Here is a 21,523-nt window from a genome sequence, read left to right on the forward strand (position 1 = left end):
TGATATAGAATTAAAAAGCCGCCTCAACCCAATGTTTGAGACGGCTTCTTATATATAAAGATTGGATTATGAAATCAGAATCTATAATCCAAGCTCACACCAAACACTTTGTTGGTACGGCTATATACATTAGTACCGGGCAACCCTGTACCATTATAGTTCTTTGAAGTTTTTGTATAATCTTCATAAGTAGTCCACATATATCCGACATTCAAAGCTGCTCTTTCACTCAATTTCACTTTCGCTCCAACACCCAATGTATAAGAGTCACAAGAGAAACTTGTATCACTTTGGAAATCGTCAGATAATCCGTAGTCAGTGATCTGTCCGCCACAACTCAATGTCAATTGCTTGATTACATCCCACTCAATACCCATTAAATATTCATTAGTACCCTTAGTCAGAAACTTCTGTTTATCACCAGCCATTCCCGCTTTCTTGTCATCATAGAAGTGATATTCTACAGATGCACGTAATACCGGCAAAATCTCATAGGCAGCAGCAACCGAAAGCATAGAAGGAATATCATTAGGAGTATTCACACCATGTTTGAAAGCAGCTAACGCACCATTCTCTTCTGTATTTTTTTTCGTATTGTTTTCTATATTCAAGTTCGTCTTGAACTCATATTTAGCACCAAAATTAAATTTACCGAACTTGGCATCCACACCGATAACCGGAGTCAATCCCCAGCCGGTTTGATCGCAATCCAATGCCAAATTCATTAAATCCTTGCCGCCATAACTTTCTTTCAATTTAGCATCCAAATAACCTTCATAGCCACCTGAAAAATAGTTCATACGGCCACCACCAAATACAGAAAGCCAGTCATTGATTTTGTAAGACAAGCCTAATTGTACGGAGTAGATATATTGTTTACCATCCATCGCACTGTTAATATCGTACATATTGGGAGTCACAATCGGACTTTGCCCTTGCGTTTTTTTATAATTTTCTACACTAGTTTGAAAAATACCCGCCATAGCCAATGACTCGAACATAGGCAGACCGTCATCAAACGAAGCCTTTCCACCTCCACCAGTGATAGCAAAAAAACCAGAAATGGTCCAATCACCTTTTTTATAAGCTGCAAATACACTGGGAATAATCGGCGCAGCAGCTTTACCTTTATAATACTTATTAAAATCGGAAACGGTAGGAGTTGCACCATCAAGACCACTATATGTCATAAAGCTAGCATCAATATTTCTCGTCTGAAAAGCACTCTGAATACTCAATCCCACATGAAAACCGTCATTCGGCAAAAATGCCAAACCGGCCGGATTGGACAGGGCACCATCAATTTCGATAGTGGCACCACGAGATAACATACGAAGAAAAGCAGCGTGTTGATTAGTATTTGTCAGAAGACCTCCGGCAAAAGTTGGAATTGAAACGATTAGCATTACAAATCCAATCAAGGAAATTTTTCTCATCTAAATCTTTTTTAAATTATTTCGGGCGCAAAGATACAACATTATTGCACACGGGAGATATGTTTGTGCACTTATTTTCATTTATCCGCCTATTTTAATTGAAAAAACAAACTGTTTCTAATGAAACAATCTAGATTTATCATCATACGGAGAGTAAACAAATCCACCTGTTTTTACGTTTTTATAGTATAACAAATTATAGAATAATATGATGGGCTATACTATTGCATTTTTTGGCACAAAGCCTTATGACGAGTCTTCTTTCAATGATAAAAACAAAGAGTTCGGATTTGAGATACGCTATTATAAAGGACATCTGAATAAGAACAATGTACTACTGACGCAAGGCGTAGATGCCGTATGTATCTTTGTTAATGATGTTGCCGACACAGAAGTAATCCGTGTCATGGCAGCGAATGGAGTAAAACTGCTGGCACTACGATGTGCGGGATTCAACAATGTGGATTTGAATGCGGCTGCCGCTGCCGGAATCACCGTAGTACGCGTTCCTGCTTACTCCCCCTATGCGGTTGCCGAATACACGGTGGCTCTTATGCTATCGTTGAATCGTAAAATTCCACGTGCTTCCTGGCGTACTAAGGACGGCAATTTCTCCCTTCATGGCTTGATGGGATTTGATATGCACGGAAAGACGGCAGGTATCATCGGCACAGGAAAAATAGCGAAAATTTTGATTCATATCCTAAGAGGGTTTGGTATGAACGTGCTGGCATATGACCTCTACCCTGATTATAACTTCGCACGGGAAGAGCAGATTGTTTATACTTCACTGGACGAATTATATCATAGTTCGGATATTATCTCCCTACACTGCCCGCTCACTGAAGAAACGAAATACCTTATCAATGACTACTCTATCGGTAAGATGAAAGACGGAGTAATGATTATCAATACCGGTCGCGGACAGTTGATTCATACCAATGCACTGATTGAAGGGTTAAAGAATAAGAAAATCGGTTCCGCTGGTCTGGACGTATATGAAGAAGAAAGCGAGTACTTCTACGAAGACCAGTCCGACCGCATCATCGACGATGATGTGCTTGCCCGCCTGCTCTCGTTCAATAATGTGATTGTCACCTCCCATCAGGCATTCTTCACACGCGAAGCGATGGAGAATATCGCCTTGACAACCTTGCAAAACATAAAAGATTTTATCAATCACAAACCTCTGCTAAATGAAGTGAAGAGATAAAACTTTTAATCTATTGCTTTGTTTACATGATATATAATCAACAAGAAAAAGGAGATAATTATGAAGAAAGTTATACATAAGGCAGATACAAGAGGACATTCCCAATACGATTGGCTGGATAGTCACCATACTTTCAGTTTCGATGAATATTTCGATTCCGACCGTATCAACTTCGGTGCTCTCCGCGTACTGAATGACGATAAAGTTGCACCCGGAGAAGGGTTCCAGACGCATCCGCATAAGAATATGGAAATCGTTTCAATTCCCTTGAAAGGTCATCTGCAACATGGAGACAGCAAGAAGAACAGCCGGATTATCACTGTCGGGGAAATCCAGACGATGAGTGCCGGAACAGGAATCTTCCATAGCGAAATGAATGCAAGTCCCGTAGAACCAGTGGAATTTCTGCAAATATGGATTATGCCGAGAGAACGGAATACGCGTCCCGTTTATCAGGACTTCAATATCACCGAACTGGAACGTCCGAATGAGTTGGCGGTAATCGTATCGCCCGACGGCAGTACGCCCGCTTCCCTTTTGCAAGACACTTGGTTCTCTATCGGCAAGGTAGAAGCCGGAAAGAAGTTGGGATACCACATGCACCAAAGTCATGCAGGTGTATATATATTCCTTATTGAAGGGGAAATTGTAGTAGAAGGCGAAGTGATGAAACGTCGTGACGGAATGGGTATTTACGAAACCAACAGTTTTGAACTGGAAACATTGAAGGACTCACATATTCTATTGATAGAAGTACCGATGTGAGAAATTATTAATTAGAAGTTACAGTTTGTAGATGAGAACAAATCTAGCTGATATCCGACAGGAATATACCAAAAGCGGGTTGCGGGAAAATGAACTTCCCGGCGACCCGCTTTCGCTTTTCAGCCGCTGGCTGCAAGAAGCGATTGACGCAGAAGTAGACGAACCGACCGCTGTCATTGTGGGCACTGTGTCCCCCGAAGGAAAACCGTCCACGCGTACCGTGCTACTGAAAGGGCTTCATGACGGGAAGTTTATCTTTTACACGAATTACGAAAGCCGTAAAGGAAAGCAATTGGCACAAAATCCGTATATCTCCCTTTCTTTTGTGTGGCATGCGCTCGAAAGACAAGTGCATATAGAAGGAACGGCAGCCAAAGTTGAACCGGCAGAATCGGACGAATATTTCCGTATACGTCCTTACAAAAGCAGAATCGGCGCACGAATCTCCCCGCAAAGTCAGCCTATCAAAAGCAGGATGCAGTTGATGCGTGCTTTTGTCAGAGAAGCAGCCCGGTGGTTAGGGAAAAATGTAGAAAGACCTGCCAACTGGGGCGGATATGCAGTTACGCCTACAAGAATCGAGTTCTGGCAGGGACGCCCCAACCGTCTGCACGACCGCTTCTTATACACCCTGCAACCGGATGGTGAATGGGAAATCAGTCGCCTTGCTCCCTGATTTCGTCGATTTTTCTTGGCAACTCCAACTAGAATACGTAATATTGCAACTATAAAACATTCAGCTTATGACACTGGATTATATCTATCACAGCGGTTTCGCCATCGAAGCGGAAGGCGTGACTGTTATCATTGATTACTACAAAGATTCTTCCGAATCCGAACATAACCGGGGAATCGTACATGATTATCTCCTGCAAAGGCCGGGTAAACTGTACGTATTGGCTACCCACTTTCATCCCGACCACTTCAACCGTGATATATTGACGTGGAAAGAACAACGTCCCGACATTCAGTATGTTTTCTCCAAAGATATTCTGAAATCACATCGCACTAAAGCCGAAGATGCTTTCTATATTAAAAAAGGAGAAACGTACGAAGATGACACAATCCGCATTGATGCGTTCGGCTCTACGGATGTCGGCAGTTCGTTCCTGATTCATCTGCAAGGTTGGAGTATCTTCCATGCCGGAGACTTGAACAACTGGCACTGGAGTGAAGAATCCACCGAAGCTGAGATACGAAAAGCCAACGGTGATTTCCTTGCAGAAGTTAAATATTTAAAAGAAAAAGCGCCAAACATTGATTTAGTACTGTTTCCGGTAGATCAGAGAATGGGAAAAGATTACATGAAAGGGGCAAAACAGTTCATCGAACAAATAAAAACTACTATATTTGTGCCCATGCACTTCAGTGAAGATTATGAAGGCGGCAACGCGCTCCAAAATTTTGCCGAAGATGCAGGATGCCGTTTTATCAGCATCACCCGTCGGGGCGAAAGTTTTGAAATTACCAAATAAACACATTATAATTATGAATAAATTTACGATTCTGTTTCTTACCCTGTTCCTCGCATTGCCGATGGCAATGAAGGCAGATTCTGCAAAAGACAAAAAAGACGATACCAGGTATCTTGCTGGGGCTGTTCCCGAAGTGGATGGTAAAGTAGTATTCTCCAAGGAATTCCAGATTCCCGGAATGAGCCAGGCACAAATCTACGATACGATAATGAAGTGGATGGACGAACGCCTGAAAGAAAATAAAAACGTCGACAGCCGCATCGTTTTTTCCGACGAAGCCAAAGGTACGATTGCCGGCGTGGGAGAAGAATGGATTGTATTCAGTTCCAGTGCGTTGTCTTTGGACCGCACATTAGTCAATTACCAGATTACAGTGACTTGCAAACCTGGAAATTGCCTGGTAGAACTGGAAAAGATACGTTTCACCTACCGCGATACCGAAAAATATAAAGCGGAAGAATGGATTACCGACAAATATGCGCTTAACAAAGCGAAGACTAAACTGGTGCGCGGATTGGCTAAATGGCGTAGAAAAACGGTAGATTTCGCAGATGATATATTTATGGATGTAGCCGTAGCTTTCGGAGCACCGGATACTCGCCCGAGAGCAGAGAAAAAGAAGAAGGAAGAAGAGCAAAAAGCTCCGTCAATCGTTGCAGCCGCAGGTCCGATTGTTATTGGCGGTACAGATGCGAAGACTGATATTAAAGTGACAACTGCCGAACCTGCTCAGAAGACCGTTCCTGCCGCAACTCTTACTCCTGCTACTCCTGTAGGCAAGGCTTCAGCAGATATGCCGGGTTATACTGAGGTTAATTTGAAGCAGATTCCGGGTGAAGTATATGCGTTGATGGGAAGCGGAAAATTGGTTATCAGCATCGGAAAGGATGAGTTCAACATGACAAATATGACTGCAAATGCCGGTGGCGCACTGGGTTATCAGTCGGGCAAGGCTGTGGCTTACTGCACGCTTTCACCTGAGCAGTCTTACGATGCCATAGAAAAAGCGGATAGTTATACTCTGAAACTCTACGCTCCGAACCAAACAACTCCGTCGGCTGTTATCGAATGTAAGAAACTGCCTTCACAAACCGCTCCGCAAGCCGGACAACCCCGCACATATGTCGGTGAGATTGTGAAGCTCTTAATGAAAAAATAAGGAAGATTGCAACAATGGAAATAAAAAGTAAGTTTGACCATTTCAATATCAATGTAACAAATCTGGAACGTAGCATTGCTTTCTATGAGAAAGCGCTCGGTTTGAAAGAACATCACCGGAAAGAAGCTTCCGACGGTTCGTTCACATTAGTTTATCTGACAGACAACGAAACGGGTTTTCTCCTGGAATTGACTTGTCTGAAAGAGCATACCGCTCCGTATGAACTGGGCGAGAATGAAAGCCATCTCTGTTTTCGTGTAGCCGGTGATTATGATGCAGTCAGGGCTTATCACAAAGAAATGAATTGTGTATGTTTTGAAAATACTGCTATGGGGCTTTATTTCATCAATGACCCGGACGACTATTGGATTGAGATACTTCCACAGAAGTAATTGAAAGTGTGTTAAAATCCTCCAATTAATAAGATTACCCCTGTTACAGCTATGTGTGACAGGGGTAATTTATTTCAGAAGAGAGTGCTTTACTCTCTTATCAATCATTTAATAAATACATAACAGACGCCTAAGATACTTGCTGCCACATAGATACATCCGGGAGCAAACAGTTTACATAATAATCTTGTAAGAGGCATAGTGGAAAATGCCAAGATTTTGTCCGGAGTCTTCGGGTTGCATATAACTGTTACCTTATCTCCTACGTGAGGTGTCTTTTGAGAATATAACTTATGAGAATAATCAGCCGTTTCCACGATAAAATCATATGTGGCTATTCGACGATGCATTTCTTTCTCTTCATCCGATTTATACTCCACTATGGGATAATTCGCAGTAATATCACCATCATCGCTACTATAAGTCTTAGTCTGTACCTCCACAACCCTTCCATGCATCTTTGTTCTGCTATTCTTCATTATATCAACAAACATCATCCAGACCATCATCGTTCTTAACACCAGGGAAATTCCCTTTAATAGTAGTATAATTGCCGCTACACAAATAATAATATTGATTATCACGATATTTATTTCTTATGTCGATTTGCTCTTTTTTTACGGATATCCGCTTTCATCTTTGCTGCTCCCGAACCGTGTTGTCCACGAATATAGGTTGCTTTCTTCGCTTTCGTTTTCACTTTTTCCTCTTCTTTGGGCTTATCTTTCTTACCTTTAAAGACGATTCCACCCATCATTGCTTCTTCTATACTCATATAATATACATTATTAATATTCACATTTCCAACGGCAAAGATAATCCTTTTCTACGGATTTATTTATCTTTGCCGACTAAAACAATATATAACCGTCAATGGCAACAACAATTCTTTCTGCAGAAAAGGACCCGATGGGAGCCGCTATTTCTGATTATTTCAATCATCGCAGAGCCGACCGCTTACGAGTATTTTCTTCTCAATTCGAAGAAGATGAAATCCCCGTCAAGGAACTGTTCCGCAATATCCAATCCATGCCTGCGCTGGAACGTACCGCTCTGCAAATGGCGACAGGACGGATATTAGACGTGGGTGCAGGAAGTGGTTGCCATGCATTGGCACTTCAGGAAATGGGGAAAGAGGTATGTGCCATTGATATTTCTCCGCTATCTGTCGAGGTCATGAAACAACGGGGAGTCAATGACGCCCGTCTCGTCAATCTCTTTGATGAAACATTTACTGATACGTTCGATTCTATCCTGATGCTGATGAATGGTTCGGGAGTTATCGGAAAGTTAAGCAATATGCCCGATTTCTTTCAACGTATGAAACGCATCCTTCGCCCCGGCGGATGCATATTGATGGACTCCAGCGACCTTCGTTATCTTTTCGAAGAAGAGGACGGCAGCATAGTCATTGATTTGGCCGGAGATTATTACGGAGAAGTTGATTTTCAGATGCAATATAAGGATGTGAAAGGGGATACGTTCGATTGGTTATATATAGATTTCCAGACACTTAGCTTATATGCGTCCGAATGTGGGTTCAAAGTCGAACTGGTAAAAGAAGGTAAACATTATGATTATTTGGCAAAGCTCAGTCTCGCCTGAATAATCCAAGATTAATATAGTGACGGTATGTACTCCGGATAGTGTCGCCATATAGCCCAAATAGTGACGCTATCTTGTCGGGATAGCGTCACTATTTTCTGCATGCTATAATTCACCAAAAAGTATTTGTTTTATTTTAGCATTTCATTAATCATCTGCACAAGGGAAGCAAACTCTTCCTCATTATACAAACGAGTCAATTTTACGATTTTACCTTCTTTATCTATCAATACATTTCTCGTTATGCCGGATTCGCGCAGGGCATATTTTGCGAAAATATCAGCTGCCGGATCCAATCCCAACGGGTAAGTGACTCCTGTAGATTTGGCAAAAGCAAGTACTTTATCAAGCGGTTCGTCACGGTCAATGCCAATCAACGCAAAATCAGCATTGCCTTTATGCTTCAGCCAAATATCTTTTTCAATAAATGGCATTTCTTTCCGACATACACCACACCAACTCGCTGTAAACTGCAACATCACAACTTTACCCCGAAGAGAAGATAAACTTACCTGCTTGCCATCGGTCAAAGTTATCGTAAAATCGGGAGCCGTCTCTCCTACCCGAACGATATATCCTGTACTATCCGCTTCGGCGGTCAATGCCTCCGAAGCCACTTTCATGCTATCCGTTGTAGTTTCAGCACTCGCCGTTCCTTTCTTCTGACCGGAACACGCCAATATACTTATGGCTAAAAATGCCATTCCACACACATTCATAATTCTCTTTTTCATCTTCTTATAATCATTAGTGAGACTGCAAATATAAAAAAAGTGCGTGACGTATTTGCATTTTTAGAATAAATTCATACCTTTGCACCCGCAAAAGAAAATAACGCCTCTTTAGCTCAGTTGGCCAGAGCACGTGATTTGTAATCTCGGGGTCGTTGGTTCGAATCCGACAAGAGGCTCACTAATAAAAAAGCTGTTTATCGATATGATAAACAGCTTTTTTTATTTAATCCTTATGCTCAAGACTTCTGCCTACGGAATACGACTACGCTGACAGCTATCAAAATCAAAAGAATCCCAATCGCGCTATTCGCCGTAAAAAGCTCTTTGAAAACTAAAACTCCTATTACAACTGCTGTCAATGGTTCCATAGCTCCCAAAATTGAGGTTAATGTAGGTCCTGCATATTTGATTGCCTGCACCAAGGTTATATTAGAAATAGCAGTTGCCGGCAAAGCAAGCCCTAAAATTATCAGCCAAGTATATCCATCTGACACTAACTGGAGCCCGGAAGTACAAAAAGCTCCTATAAGGTAAAAAACAGTTCCAAAGCCCATGACGTAACAAGTCAGCGCCGTAGAGTTTATTTGCACAGCCCGCGTTGTCCGTACTCCAATAATATATCCTGCATATGAAAAAACAGAGACACAAGCCGCCACTAAGCCAATCATCGTATTACCGTTTTTTGCATCCAGCTCTCCCAATGAAAGTAAAGCCGCTCCCAGCAAAGACATAAGAACAGCGAACATTACCCAAAGCGACTTCTTTTCCTGAAAGAAAAACATCATTGCCAAAGCAACTGCCAACGGATACATAAAATGAATCGTGGACGCCACACCACTGGCAATGTTCTGATAGGCAATAATCAAACTGAATGAGGTTACCGCCCGCAACAGACTTAATAAAAAGACAACTCCGAAGTCTTTCTTTGACAACCGGAAACTACACCCTGAAAATAAACCAAATGCCGTCAACACAACCGACGCCACTCCCCAACGATAGGAAAGCACCTCAAATGCTGAAAAACCAGCTAACAACAGAGTGATAGAAAAGAACGGAGCAAGCCCAAAAGTGGAGGAGGATACTGCCGCATAAAGTATGCCTTTTATACGATTCATGGATGCATTCAACTAATTTCCGATATATTTCGATACAAAGATAGCGAAAGAATCAGACATCCCCAGTCACATACTTTAATACTTTTCAATAATTGTATTTCCGAAGATATCTTTTTTAATGACCTTCCTATTTCCCTTGCTATCTTCTATTATTTGGTTACCAAAAATATCTTTCTTAAAAGTTGTCCTATTACCCTTATTATCCTCAATTATGGTATTCCCGAAGATATCTTCCTTCACTGTCTTCCGATTACCGTTATTGTCTTCAATAATAGTATTTCCCAAAATATCTTCCCGAACAGTTTTTCTATAACCATTATTGTCCTCGATTATAATATTCCCTAAAATATCTTCTCTTACAGTCTTGCGGTTACCTTTATTATCCTCAACAGTAAGATTTCCCAAGATATCTTCCCGAATAGTTTTTCTATTACCCTTATTATCTTCGATTGTGATATTCCCTAAAATATCTTCTCTTACAGTCTTGCGGTTGCCTTTATCATCCTCTATGATAAGATTTCCCAAGATGTCCTTTTTAATCGTCTCTCTATTACCTTTATCGTCTTCAATAATGGTATTCCCGAAGATGTCTTTCTTGACTGTCCTCTTTCCCTGATCACCCATCGAATATTCGTGATTCTCCTCGATAGCCCTTGCACCATAGCTCTTTGTCATATAAGGAGCTAAAACAAACTGTGCAACAAATAGAATGAATAAAATCTTTTTCATAATGTTTTCTTTTGGTTTACTACAAAAGTAACACAGGAAAATCATACTTAACCGGTGAATTCTATAATCGTCAATAGGGAAAAGCCTAAAATTATTTAGTATTTTTACAGGAAAATCCGAATTTACTAAAAGCGAATGAACAACTTAAAATGAGTTTATGATAAATAAGAGCAGAATTGAATTAAAGCCTCTAATAGACAAAGACATACCATTATTTGATAAATGGCTGGACAAGGAATATATCAAAAAATGGTTTGGAGAAAAAGAAGACTGGCTAAACGAAATAAATGAAAGAAATGGAAAATATAGTTTCTTAAAACACTTCATTGTTTACTACAACGACAGGGAAATTGGATACTGTCTCTATACCGATTGTTTTTATTTAAAAGACTTAGAGGAAGAAGAACATGACTTCAAAGAATTGTATGGAGACATTACAGAAAAAAATCACACGTATGAGATCGGCTATCTGATTGGTGAGGAGGAATATTTGAATAAGGGTATTGGCAAAAGAATCATTCAACTGCTGGAAGAAAAAATTATTCAAATCGGCGGCAAAGAAATATCCGCAGACCCTTCTGAGGAAAATATAATCTCAATAAAAGCATTATTAAAAAATGGATTCACAAAGAAAAGTGACGGGGATTATAGGAAAACAATAACTTATGATTAAAAAAAACAATAGTCTTAACTATTCTATCTCCTTAATACGTTCAATCTGCCTATTCAAAAAATAGTCAGCATACTTACTATAATCCTCTGTTTCATAGAAAACGATCAAACTCTTCCTGTAATTCAAAATATCAGAATCTTTGGCTGAATATACAGGAATAATATCAACATTCATCAAAACAACGCTTTCTATCATTCTTGCAGTCCGCTTGTTTCCATCAATGAAAAGTTGCAGGCGAGCAAGATTACAATGCAAATATATGGCTTTTTCTAACGGATTGGCATATTCTTCCTGCAGAAAAAGAATCTCGTTCAATTTACTTTTAATCTCTTGAAGATTCTTGGGTGGGACATATTCTGTTCCACTAATACGAACGGCACGTGTCCGTAACGAACCTGATTCTTCATTTGATACCAATCCTGTGGAAATAGATTGATGTATTCTGAACAGAGTACGCTCATCTATGGTTTCTTTATTGTTTCCTTTATTGATATATTCCAATTCAGAAGTGAATGTGTTATAAAGATTTTTAAGCATCTTGGCATCCTCATACTTCTTTTCAGAAGTGATACCATCTTTCAATAATGCCTCCGTTTCAACGTAGGTATAAGTATTACCCTCTATCTTTCCAGAGTAATAACACCAAACCACAGCCAAATCCTTTAATTCATTAGAGTAAAGTTCGGATAACTTAGACAGAGGGCTTTCCAAGATAAATGCAGCCTTCTTCTGCTGTTCTTCATTGAATATTGATTTCATGCTTTCGGAATTTTCTTATTTGCCTAAAAGTAAACCTCATCAGAGCCTACGCCCCATCTGTATACCTCAAAGAAATAAAAAGCTCCGAAACCCTTTATCTGAAGTAGTTTCGGAGCTTTCCTTGAGGTTCCTGGCGGATTCGAACCGCCGTACACGGTTTTGCAGACCGCTGACTAAGCCACTCATCCAAGGAACCGTTATTTCTCGTTTGCGGTTGCAAAGGTAGTACAAATTTTGAAACTACCAACTATCCACAGCAATTTTTCTTTGTACTTTTTTTCTTTACACCGCACTCTTTTTGTTTCTTCTCCATCATATCCTTTAGTTCACAGCCACTTACACAGCTATCGCAAGGATTAGCGCTTTCTCGCGTACGACGAAAAAAAACATAAATTCCATATATGACTCGGGCAATGCAGAGTACAATCAGTACTCCGACTACCCATTCCTGCCAATTATTCATACAAATAGTCCTCCAATCTGATAAACCGCGAATGAAACAAGCCAAGCTAATCCCGTTGTATAACAGGCAGCGAAGAGTGCCCATTTCCAACTACCGGATTCCTGCTTGATAGCTGCCAATGCTGCAATACAAGGGAAATAAATCAGCACAAACAACATATAACAGAAAGCAACCAATGGAGTTATCGGTATCCGCTCCGCCAAACTGGCCTCATCAGCTTCCGGATCGTCTACATACAAAACTCCTAAAGTACTAACAACCAATTCTTTCGCTCCTACTCCCGAAATCAAGCCGATACCCAGTTTCCAGTCAAATCCCATAGGCGCAATCACCGGCTCTATTGCACGGCCAAGCTGACCTATATAAGAATTCTCCTGCTGTTCGGCTACCGTCTCATATGCGTCATGATTCGGATAATACCCCAAGAACCAAATGATAATAGAAGCAATCATAATAATTCCTCCCATCTTCTTCAAATACTGGACTCCTTTCTCCCATGTATGACGGAAAATTGATTTAGCTGTCGGCATCCGGTATGGCGGAAGCTCCATCACAAACGGAGTATCGTCACCCTTCACCAGGAACTTACTGAACAAACGTGCCAATAGCACAGCCAGAAATATCCCAATCGCATAAATACTTAACAACACCAGACTGGCATTGTTCGGAAAGAAAGCTCCCACCAGCAACAAATAGATAGGCAGACGGGCACTGCAAGACATCAATGGATTAACCAGCATCGTAATAAGACGGCTTTTCCGGTTCTCAATCGTACGTGAAGCCATAATAGCAGGCACATTACATCCGAATCCCATAATCAACGGAATAAACGACTTCCCGTGCAATCCCATCTTATGCATAATCTTATCCATAATAAATGCGGCACGTGCCATATATCCCGAATCCTCCATCAACGAAATGCAGAAATACAGAATAAGAATATTCGGCAAGAAGACAATGACTCCCCCTACTCCACCGACAATACCGTCAACCAGCATATCCTTCAACGGCCCTTCGGACATATTATTGCGTATCAAATCACCAATCTGCTCCACTAGCCATTCAATTCCCATCATCGGATATTCTCCAAGCACAAAAGTGCCCTCAAACATCAGATACATGAAAAGGAAAAAGATGGGATACCCCCAAATACGATGAGTAACGATAGCGTCCAACACTTTTGTTGTCTGCGCCTGTTCCAAATGGTTGTCAGTAAATGTTTCTTTCAACGCACCACTGATAAAACCATATTTTGCATCCGTAATAGCAGATTCACAATCTTCATTCAACGTATTCTGAATACGCTTAGCCATTTTATCACGGATGCTAAAAATAGTTCCGGCATTCGGCAAAGTGCGTACAAAGCTCTCTATATCCGGATCGTTCTCCAACAATTTAATAGACAGGAAACGAGTGGAATATTTATGACGGATAAATTCGTTCTTGGAAACTTCCTCTTTTACCGCTTCAATGGCTTTCTCCAAATCAGGTCCATGATTGATATGAATATGACGGAAGACACGCCCGCTTTTCTTATGTTCCCGTACATAATCTTCCAAGTGCTCTTCTTCATGGTTTTTCCGGTCTTCCAAAGAATCATGCCATTCGGCCAAGTCTCTGAGCACTTCCGGATTCATATTTCCTTTTTTATCAAAGAAGTCTACTCCTTCATAAAGATTGATGACAACATGAAACAAAGTATCCAATCCACGGTTCTTCTTACTTACGGTAGGCACCATCGGAACTCCGAAAAGTTTGCTCAACAAATGATAATCCAATGTGTTTCCGCTGGATTCCAACTCATCATAAATATTCAGAGCCACTACCATACGGACATTCATATCAATTAATTGAGTAGTCAGATATAAATTCCGTTCCAAATTAGAGGAGTCAACCACATTTATAATCACATCCGGAGTTTCGTCGATAATATGACGGCGGACATAAATCTCTTCCGGCGTATATGCCGACAAAGAATAGGTTCCCGGCAAATCGACAATGCGGAAATGATAACCTTCGAAGTCGAAATAGCCTTCTTTGGCATCTACAGTCACACCGCTATAATTTCCCACATGCTCGTGAGCACCGGAAGCCAAGTTAAACAAAGAAGTTTTGCCACTGTTCGGGTTTCCGACCAAGGCAACGTTGATGGTACGGCGTTTACCTAACGCCAACCGTTTCATCTCTTCTTCTTTTACAGATATATCTTCAGGCAGTCCTTCATGATAAATAGCCTCTTCAGCCAGTTTTTTAGCTTCTTCTTCACTGACCACTTCAATCATCCCAGCTTCCTGGCGACGAAGAGATATTTCATAACCCAGGACTTTATATTTAATGGGATCCTTTAGTGGAGCGTTCAACAGCACTTCAACCGTCTTACCTTTAATAAAGCCCATCTCCACAATACGTTTACGAAAACCACCGTGCCCCAACACCTTAACGATGACACCTTTTTCGCCTGTTTTTAATTCGGACAAACGCATAACTCTCAAAATTTTCGGCAAAGATAATTCATAACTTCGGAGCATGCAAATTATTTAGATTGTTTTTAAATAACAAGCTTTTTCGTATTCCAAAACACTGCCTGCAACTAAAAACAACGGCCATTCACTTGAGATACTTTAATAAACTATTATCTTTGCAGAATATGATACAACAACGGATTACACAGTATATAGAAAAAGAGGATTTATTTTCTTCCGACAGCAAAATCCTGGTCGCATTGAGCGGTGGAGCCGACTCGGTGGCATTGTTATGCATCCTTCATGCAGCAGGCTATCACTGCGAAGCTGCACATTGCAATTTCCATCTGCGTGGCGAAGAATCAAACCGCGACGAGCAATTTGTCCGACAGCTATGCAAAAGATATGGAATCCGCCTGCATACAATTGATTTTGATACTACCCGATATGCAGCCGAAAAACGTATTTCCATCGAAATGGCAGCCCGGGAATTGCGATACAACTGGTTTGAAGAAATAAGAAATCAATGCCAGGCCGATGTTGTAGCAGTTGCCCATCATCAGGATGATAGCGTAGAGACAATATTGCTGAATCTAATTCGAGGAACAGGCATCACCGGACTATTGGGAATCCGCCCCCGCAATGGAGTTATCGTACGCCCGTTACTTTGTATCAACAGGGAAGAAATCATGCTCTATCTGCAAAACATCGGACAAGATTATGTGACAGACAGCACCAATCTGGAAGACGAATATACCCGTAATAAAATCCGGCTCAACATTCTTCCACTTATGCAGACAATTAATCCATCTGTAAAAAACAGTCTGATAGAAACCAGCAATTATCTGAATGACGTAGCTACTATATATAATAAGTACACGGACGAAGTCAAAGCAAGAATAGTCACAGCAGAAGGTATCCGAATCCGCGAATTATTAAAAGAACCGGCACCCGAAGCTCTTTTATTTGAAATATTGCATCCTCTGGGCTTCAACTCCGCACAAATCAAAGATATTGCCAATTCGCTTGACGGACAACCGGGAAAACAGTTCAGCAGTAAAGAATGGAGAGTGATTAAAGACAGGGAACTCCTTTTATTAGAAAAGGCCCAATCAGAAAACAAAGAGGAACTCCCTTTCCAAATCATCAAAGAAGAAAAAGAATATACGCCGGACTTTCAGATTCCGAGAGAAAAGGGAATTGCCTGTTTTGACGCAGACAAGCTGAATGGAGAAATCTCTTACCGGAAATGGCAGACAGGAGACACTTTTGTTCCTTTCGGAATGAAAGGAAAGAAAAAAGTAAGCGATTATCTGACCGATCGCAAATTTTCTATCAGCCAAAAAGAACGCCAATGGGTACTCTGTTGCGGAGAACGCATTGCGTGGTTGATAGGCGAACGGACAGACAACCGCTTCCGTATTGATGAAACGACCCAACGTATCGTTATCTATAAAATAGTCTGAGGCTGTTTCTGCCTCTTAAAGCAATCAGACAGTAAAGTAGCGAAAGGGTGTATCATATACTCTCGCTTTTTTAGTGCAGGCTTTTACGCAGGCACAACATTTGATACATTTAGCCTCATCTGTATGCACCTCATCACCTTTGGTGATAGCTCCTGCCGGACAACGAACCACACATAATCCGCAATGAGTACATACGCTTTCATCTTCCATCCAAGGAGTACGGGGAAGCGGCGTACCACTTTTGCGCAGTTTGATGACCTTTCTCAAAAAACGTAACAAAGGAAAGAAAGGCTGACTCGGACGTTTGATAGCACGTACATCTACCGGATAAAGAGTATCCATAGTGTCGGCTGTCTCTATTTTTTTCCGAATCTTTTCCCCGAAATCCGCTGCCACAGCCAAGTCGGAGTCATCAGGACGTCCGACGGCAATGGGGTGTTTATCGGTACTGTACGAGTGTTCTCCGATGAAAGTTGCCCCGGCAATCACCTTCATACCGTGAGGGATGGCAAAAGCGTCCAACTCCATTAAAGCTTTTTCATAAGCGCGGTTTCCATAAACCACAACTAAAACGGTGGGCGTATCCAAGCCGCGGATACTTTGTAAGCGTTCCATTGCCAAAGGAGCCACATGCCCCCCATACACGGGAACCACAATAATAGCCAATGCAGACGCAGGAATTACAATTTCCTCAGTAGCCTGTTGAGTGACATTTATGGGAAGAATATTTTTTATGCCCGTTCCGTGAACAATCGCCTCCGCTATTTGTTTTGATGTGTGTGTAGGCGAAAAATAAATTAAATAAGCTTCATTTACTGTCATACTATTTTCTTTTATGTAGCAAAGATACACTTTTACGTGGAAAAAAATGTTTGATTGTTCATGAAACCAAAAAAAATTATTATCTTTGCCCCGTTGAAACATTCTACGATTCAACACATACATCCCTAATTCATAATAAAAAACAAAACGTATGCTTGCATATCTGTAGCTATAAGCTGTAGTAATGCTGTCCGTAATTCAGCTAAAAGAAATATTAATAACTTACCATACTATATGTATAACATTATCCAATTAAACGACAAAGAACTGTCGGAACTTCAAATTATTGCCAAAGATTTAGGCATAAAAAAAGCAGACTCATTCAAAAAAGAAGACCTTGTTTATAAAATACTCGATGAACAAGCAATCGTAGGAGCTACTAAGAAAGTTGCCGCAGATAAGCTCAAAGAAGAGCGTAAGGAAGACAAGAAAAAGCGTTCACCGCGTGTAACTCCTTCCAAAAAAGAAGACAAGGCAGTTTCCGCAACAAAGAGTGGAGAAGTTGCAAAAAACAAAGAAGCCGTTCCTGCTAAAACACAACAACCTTCCAAAGAGGCAAGTACAAACAAAGAAAAAGAGACTCCTGCCGTTGAAGCCAAAGCAGAAAACACTGCTGCTCCTAAACGTAAAGTAGGTCGTCCACGCAAAGGTACTGACGCTGCTGAGAAAAAAGAAGTAGAAAACGTAAAACCGGTAGTTACCAAAGAAACGGAAGCTAAATCGGCAGTTGTAGCAGAAAAGCCTGCTGAAGCTGAAAAGAAAGCCGCTCCTGTGCAACAACCTGCCGAAAAGAAAGAAAAAGAGAATAAACCTGTTACTGAAACCAACAGACTTGTTGTAGAAGCAAACAAACCTATTGCAGAAGCCAACAAGCCTGCTGCTGAAAAGAAAGTAATAGCAAAGCCACAAAAGAAGGCTGCACCAGTTATCGATGAAGAAAGCAATATCCTGTCCAATGCCGATGATGATGACTTCATCCCAATCGAAGACCTGCCTTCTGAAAAAATAGAGCTTCCTACCGAACTGTTCGGTAAGTTCGAGGCTACAAAAACAGAACCGGCACAAACGGCATCTGAACAACCCTCTCACCCGCAACAACAATCTCAACAACAACAGCAAGCTCAACAGCAACGTCCGCGTATTGTTCGTCCACGTGACAATAACAATAATAGCAACAACGCTAGTAACAACAACAATAATAATAACAACAATAATAATTTCCAGCGCAACAATAACCAGAACCAACAGCGCTTGCCTATGCAGCGTTCCAACCAGCAGAACAATGCCAGCGAAAACTTCCCGGCACAGCAACCACAGGAGCGCAAAATTATCGAGCGTGAAAAGCCATACGAATTTGACGATATCCTCAATGGCGTAGGCGTTTTGGAAATCATGCAGGATGGATACGGATTCCTCCGTTCATCCGATTACAATTATCTTTCTTCTCCGGACGACATTTACGTATCGCAGTCACAAATCAAGCTGTTCGGCCTGAAGACCGGTGACGTAGTAGAAGGAGTTATCCGTCCGCCGAAAGAAGGAGAAAAATATTTCCCGTTGGTCAAAGTATCGAAAATCAACGGACGTGACGCAGCTTTCGTGCGCGACCGTGTTCCTTTCGAACATTTGACTCCCCTCTTCCCGGATGAAAAGTTCAAGCTTTGCAAAGGCGGTTATTCAGACTCCATGTCTGCCCGTGTTGTTGACCTTTTCGCTCCGATTGGTAAAGGACAGCGCGCATTGATCGTAGCCCAGCCGAAGACCGGTAAGACTATCCTGATGAAAGACATCGCCAATGCAATAGCAGCCAACCACCCGGAAGTATATATGATTATGCTGCTGATTGACGAACGCCCTGAAGAAGTAACCGACATGGCACGCAGCGTCAACGCAGAAGTCATCGCTTCCACTTTCGACGAACCGGCAGAACGCCACGTGAAAATCGCAGGTATCGTATTGGAAAAAGCAAAACGCCTGGTAGAATGTGGTCACGACGTAGTTATCTTCCTTGACTCCATCACCCGTCTGGCACGCGCATACAATACAGTTTCCCCGGCATCCGGCAAAGTGCTTTCCGGTGGTGTCGATGCTAACGCATTGCACAAACCCAAACGTTTCTTCGGTGCGGCACGTAACATCGAAAACGGCGGTTCACTGACCATCATCGCTACGGCCTTGATTGATACCGGTTCCAAGATGGACGAAGTTATCTTCGAAGAATTCAAGGGTACAGGTAACATGGAGTTGCAGCTCGACCGCAACCTGTCCAACAAACGTATCTTCCCTGCTGTCAACATCACCGCATCCAGCACTCGCCGCGACGACCTGCTGCTTGACAAGACGACGCTCGACCGCATGTGGATATTACGCAAATACCTTGCCGACATGAATCCGATTGAAGCAATGGATTTCGTAAAAGACCGTCTGGAGAAAACCAGAGACAACGACGAATTCCTGATGAGCATGAACAGCTAATCAACGGAAAAAGATAAATAACGAATGGTGGTCAAACTGCAATTATCCCGCAGATTGGCCACCATTCTCTTTTTCAAGATTCCACTTTTGTACAAATTCCTTTCATTTACGTCCAAAACCGCTCTCCTACCCTTTTTTACATTCCCTTTTTTCCTACTTTTGTTGCAAAATCAATATTACCTAATTCTAACCAAGAATGAAAACGATTTATCCTTTCATGGGTTTAGCCCTATGCGGCATAGCAGCCCAGGCACAAGAAAAGCCGAATTTCCTGATTATCCAATGCGACCATTTGACGCAACGTGTCGTAGGCGCTTACGGGCATACTCAAGGATGCACCCTTCCTATGGACGAAGTAGCTTCAAGAGGGGTCATCTTCTCCAATGCCTATGTAGGCTGTCCTCTCAGCCAACCTTCACGCGCAGCCTTATGGAGCGGCATGATGCCCCATCAAACCAACGTACGTTCCAATTCCAGCGAACCCGTCAACACACACATACCGGAAAGCGTACCGACACTAGGAAGCCTTTTCTCCGAGAACGGTTACGAAGCCGTGCACTTCGGAAAGACTCACGACATGGGTTCGCTAAGAGGATTCAAGCATAAGGAACCGGTAGCAAAACCATTTACCGACCCTGAATTTCCCGTCAACAACGACAGTTTCCTTGATGTAGGAACCTGCGAAGACGCAGTGGCCTATCTGAGCAACCCGCCACAGGAACCTTTCATCTGCATCGCCGACTTTCAAAATCCTCACAATATCTGCGGATTCGTAGGAGCGAATGAAGGCGTACACACAGACCGCCCTATCAGCGGCACTCTTCCCGAACTGCCTGCCAACTTCGATGTCGAAGACTGGAGCAACATCCCTACTCCGGTACAGTATATTTGTTGCAGCCACCGCCGCATGACACAGGCTTCCCATTGGAGCGAAGAGAACTACCGCCATTACATCGCAGCCTTCCAGCACTATACGAAGATGGTATCCAAACAAGTGGACAGCGTACTGAAAGCACTCTATTCCACACCAGCCGGAAAGAACACCATCATAGTCATCCTGGCCGACCACGGCGACGGAATGGCTTCACACCGCATGGTGACCAAGCATATCAGCTTCTACGACGAAATGACAAACGTTCCGTTCATCTTTGCAGGCCCCGGCATCAAGCAACAGAAGAAACCGGTAGACCATCTGCTCACACAGCCCACGCTCGACCTTCTGCCCACCCTTTGCGACCTGGCAGGAATTTCCATTCCGGCGGGAAAAGCGGGAATCAGCCTTGCCCCTACACTAAAAGGAGAAAAACAGAAGAAAACCCACCCGTATGCCGTCTCCGAATGGCACAGCGAATACGAATACGTGACGACTCCCGGACGTATGGTACGCGGGCCGAGATACAAATACACCCACTACCTTGAAGGCAACGGAGAGGAACTGTACGACATGAAGAAAGACCCGGGAGAGCGCAAGAATCTAGCCAAAGACCCTAAATACACAAAGGTTCTTGCAGAACACCGTGCAATGCTCGATGACTACATCACCCGGACAAAAGACGACTACCGCAGCCTGAAAGTAGACGCCGACCCACGGTGCAGGAATCACACACCGGGCTATCCAAATCACGAAGGTCCCGGAGCACGTGAGATTCTCAAAAAAAAATAAAATAATAAAAAGAGCGGAGATTTCTTTGTAATCTTCGCTCTTTTTATTTCTTTTGCACATCATCTAACAAACAAACAGCTAAATATCAAGTGAGTGAACACAAATACCATATTATCA

20 protein-coding genes, 2 tRNA genes and 1 pseudogene are annotated in these 21,523 nt (G+C 42.1%); 12 read left to right on the forward strand and 11 right to left on the reverse strand.

Annotation, left to right across the window (positions count from 1 at the left end; genetic code table 11):
• Window positions 1–74 precede the first annotated feature (74 nt).
• Complete coding sequence (locus BacF7301_RS22880; protein WP_167966471.1) at window positions 75–1,436, reverse strand: OmpP1/FadL family transporter; 1,362 nt, start codon at window positions 1,434–1,436, stop codon at window positions 75–77.
• Between the two features lie 211 nt (window positions 1,437–1,647).
• On the opposite strand from BacF7301_RS22880, the gene BacF7301_RS22885 reads away from it, so the two are divergent.
• From BacF7301_RS22885 to BacF7301_RS22910, 6 genes are all read left to right on the forward strand, one after another.
• Complete coding sequence (locus tag BacF7301_RS22885) at window positions 1,648–2,649, forward strand: 2-hydroxyacid dehydrogenase (RefSeq protein ID WP_167967288.1); 1,002 nt, start codon at window positions 1,648–1,650, stop codon at window positions 2,647–2,649.
• Window positions 2,650–2,709: 60 nt separating this feature from the next.
• Window positions 2,710–3,414: a pirin family protein gene (locus BacF7301_RS22890; RefSeq protein ID WP_167966472.1), complete on the forward strand. Its 705-nt coding sequence runs from the start codon at window positions 2,710–2,712 to the stop codon at window positions 3,412–3,414.
• Window positions 3,415–3,445: 31 nt separating this feature from the next.
• Window positions 3,446–4,090: a pyridoxamine 5'-phosphate oxidase gene (gene pdxH / locus BacF7301_RS22895; RefSeq protein WP_167966473.1), complete on the forward strand. Its 645-nt coding sequence runs from the start codon at window positions 3,446–3,448 to the stop codon at window positions 4,088–4,090.
• A gap of 67 nt (window positions 4,091–4,157) precedes the next feature.
• Window positions 4,158–4,889, forward strand: coding sequence for an MBL fold metallo-hydrolase (locus BacF7301_RS22900; RefSeq protein WP_167966474.1), 732 nt, complete (start codon window positions 4,158–4,160; stop codon window positions 4,887–4,889).
• A gap of 13 nt (window positions 4,890–4,902) precedes the next feature.
• On the forward strand, window positions 4,903–6,048 hold the full coding sequence (locus BacF7301_RS22905; protein ID WP_167966475.1) for a DUF4468 domain-containing protein: 1,146 nt from the start codon (window positions 4,903–4,905) through the stop codon (window positions 6,046–6,048).
• 14 nt (window positions 6,049–6,062) lie between these two features.
• Window positions 6,063–6,440, forward strand: a complete 378-nt coding sequence (locus BacF7301_RS22910) for a VOC family protein (RefSeq protein WP_167966476.1) — start codon at window positions 6,063–6,065, stop codon at window positions 6,438–6,440.
• Between the two features lie 104 nt (window positions 6,441–6,544).
• Here the strand turns inward: BacF7301_RS22910 and BacF7301_RS22915 are convergent, their stop codons facing one another.
• Together BacF7301_RS22915 and BacF7301_RS22920 are read right to left on the reverse strand one after the other, a co-directional pair.
• Window positions 6,545–6,919 carry a DUF3592 domain-containing protein gene (locus tag BacF7301_RS22915; RefSeq protein ID WP_167966477.1) on the reverse strand — a complete coding sequence of 125 codons (375 nt, stop codon included), beginning with the start codon at window positions 6,917–6,919 and terminating at the stop codon, window positions 6,545–6,547.
• A 110-nt stretch (window positions 6,920–7,029) separates the two neighbouring features.
• The gene (locus tag BacF7301_RS22920; RefSeq protein ID WP_167966478.1) at window positions 7,030–7,215 is read right to left on the reverse strand and encodes a hypothetical protein; all 186 of its coding nucleotides are present in this window, start codon (window positions 7,213–7,215) and stop codon (window positions 7,030–7,032) included.
• Window positions 7,216–7,313: 98 nt separating this feature from the next.
• Between BacF7301_RS22920 and BacF7301_RS22925 the strand changes: the two genes are divergently transcribed.
• Window positions 7,314–8,045, forward strand: coding sequence for a class I SAM-dependent methyltransferase (locus BacF7301_RS22925; RefSeq protein ID WP_167966479.1), 732 nt, complete (start codon window positions 7,314–7,316; stop codon window positions 8,043–8,045).
• Between the two features lie 131 nt (window positions 8,046–8,176).
• Here the strand turns inward: BacF7301_RS22925 and BacF7301_RS22930 are convergent, their stop codons facing one another.
• Window positions 8,177–8,779 (reverse strand): TlpA family protein disulfide reductase, encoded by a 603-nt coding sequence (locus tag BacF7301_RS22930; RefSeq protein WP_167966481.1) that lies wholly within the window; start codon window positions 8,777–8,779, stop codon window positions 8,177–8,179.
• A 102-nt stretch (window positions 8,780–8,881) separates the two neighbouring features.
• On the opposite strand from BacF7301_RS22930, the gene BacF7301_RS22935 reads away from it, so the two are divergent.
• Window positions 8,882–8,955, forward strand: a tRNA-Thr gene (locus BacF7301_RS22935).
• A gap of 60 nt (window positions 8,956–9,015) precedes the next feature.
• Here the strand turns inward: BacF7301_RS22935 and BacF7301_RS22940 are convergent.
• Together BacF7301_RS22940 and BacF7301_RS22945 are read right to left on the reverse strand one after the other, a co-directional pair.
• Window positions 9,016–9,894 (reverse strand): DMT family transporter, encoded by an 879-nt coding sequence (locus BacF7301_RS22940; protein ID WP_167966483.1) that lies wholly within the window; start codon window positions 9,892–9,894, stop codon window positions 9,016–9,018.
• A 75-nt stretch (window positions 9,895–9,969) separates the two neighbouring features.
• On the reverse strand, window positions 9,970–10,623 hold the full coding sequence (locus BacF7301_RS22945; RefSeq protein ID WP_167966485.1) for a hypothetical protein: 654 nt from the start codon (window positions 10,621–10,623) through the stop codon (window positions 9,970–9,972).
• A gap of 157 nt (window positions 10,624–10,780) precedes the next feature.
• Between BacF7301_RS22945 and BacF7301_RS22950 the strand changes: the two genes are divergently transcribed.
• Complete coding sequence (locus BacF7301_RS22950) at window positions 10,781–11,296, forward strand: GNAT family N-acetyltransferase (RefSeq protein WP_167966487.1); 516 nt, start codon at window positions 10,781–10,783, stop codon at window positions 11,294–11,296.
• 18 nt (window positions 11,297–11,314) lie between these two features.
• Here the strand turns inward: BacF7301_RS22950 and BacF7301_RS22955 are convergent, their stop codons facing one another.
• The 4 genes from BacF7301_RS22955 to feoB all read right to left on the reverse strand — a co-directional run bounded on the left by BacF7301_RS22955 (window position 11,315) and on the right by feoB (window position 15,001).
• Window positions 11,315–12,055: a Fic family protein gene (locus BacF7301_RS22955; protein WP_167966489.1), complete on the reverse strand. Its 741-nt coding sequence runs from the start codon at window positions 12,053–12,055 to the stop codon at window positions 11,315–11,317.
• 124 nt (window positions 12,056–12,179) lie between these two features.
• A tRNA-Cys gene (locus BacF7301_RS22960) sits at window positions 12,180–12,251 on the reverse strand.
• Between the two features lie 51 nt (window positions 12,252–12,302).
• A complete protein-coding gene (locus BacF7301_RS22965) occupies window positions 12,303–12,518 on the reverse strand; it encodes a hypothetical protein (RefSeq protein ID WP_167966491.1) in 216 nt (71 codons plus the stop codon).
• A complete protein-coding gene (feoB, locus tag BacF7301_RS22970; protein WP_167966493.1) occupies window positions 12,515–15,001 on the reverse strand; it encodes a ferrous iron transport protein B in 2,487 nt (828 codons plus the stop codon). The genes BacF7301_RS22965 and feoB overlap by 4 nt, the downstream gene beginning before the upstream one ends.
• A gap of 164 nt (window positions 15,002–15,165) precedes the next feature.
• Here feoB and tilS point away from each other — a divergent pair, with 164 nt between their 5' ends.
• Complete coding sequence (gene tilS / locus BacF7301_RS22975) at window positions 15,166–16,446, forward strand: tRNA lysidine(34) synthetase TilS (RefSeq protein ID WP_167966495.1); 1,281 nt, start codon at window positions 15,166–15,168, stop codon at window positions 16,444–16,446.
• Here tilS and BacF7301_RS22980 read toward each other — a convergent pair.
• Window positions 16,431–17,268, reverse strand: a pseudogene (locus tag BacF7301_RS22980) (4Fe-4S binding protein). The gene tilS and the pseudogene BacF7301_RS22980 overlap by 16 nt on opposite strands.
• Window positions 17,269–17,502: 234 nt before the next feature.
• Here BacF7301_RS22980 and rho point away from each other — a divergent pair.
• Window positions 17,503–19,743 carry a transcription termination factor Rho gene (gene rho / locus BacF7301_RS22985; protein WP_167966497.1) on the forward strand — a complete coding sequence of 747 codons (2,241 nt, stop codon included), beginning with the start codon at window positions 17,503–17,505 and terminating at the stop codon, window positions 19,741–19,743.
• A gap of 196 nt (window positions 19,744–19,939) precedes the next feature.
• Window positions 19,940–21,406, forward strand: a complete 1,467-nt coding sequence (locus BacF7301_RS22990) for a sulfatase family protein (RefSeq protein WP_167966499.1) — start codon at window positions 19,940–19,942, stop codon at window positions 21,404–21,406.
• Window positions 21,407–21,523 lie beyond the last annotated feature (117 nt).

The organism is Bacteroides faecium, from assembly GCF_012113595.1.
GTDB classification, from domain to species: domain Bacteria; phylum Bacteroidota; class Bacteroidia; order Bacteroidales; family Bacteroidaceae; genus Bacteroides; species Bacteroides faecium.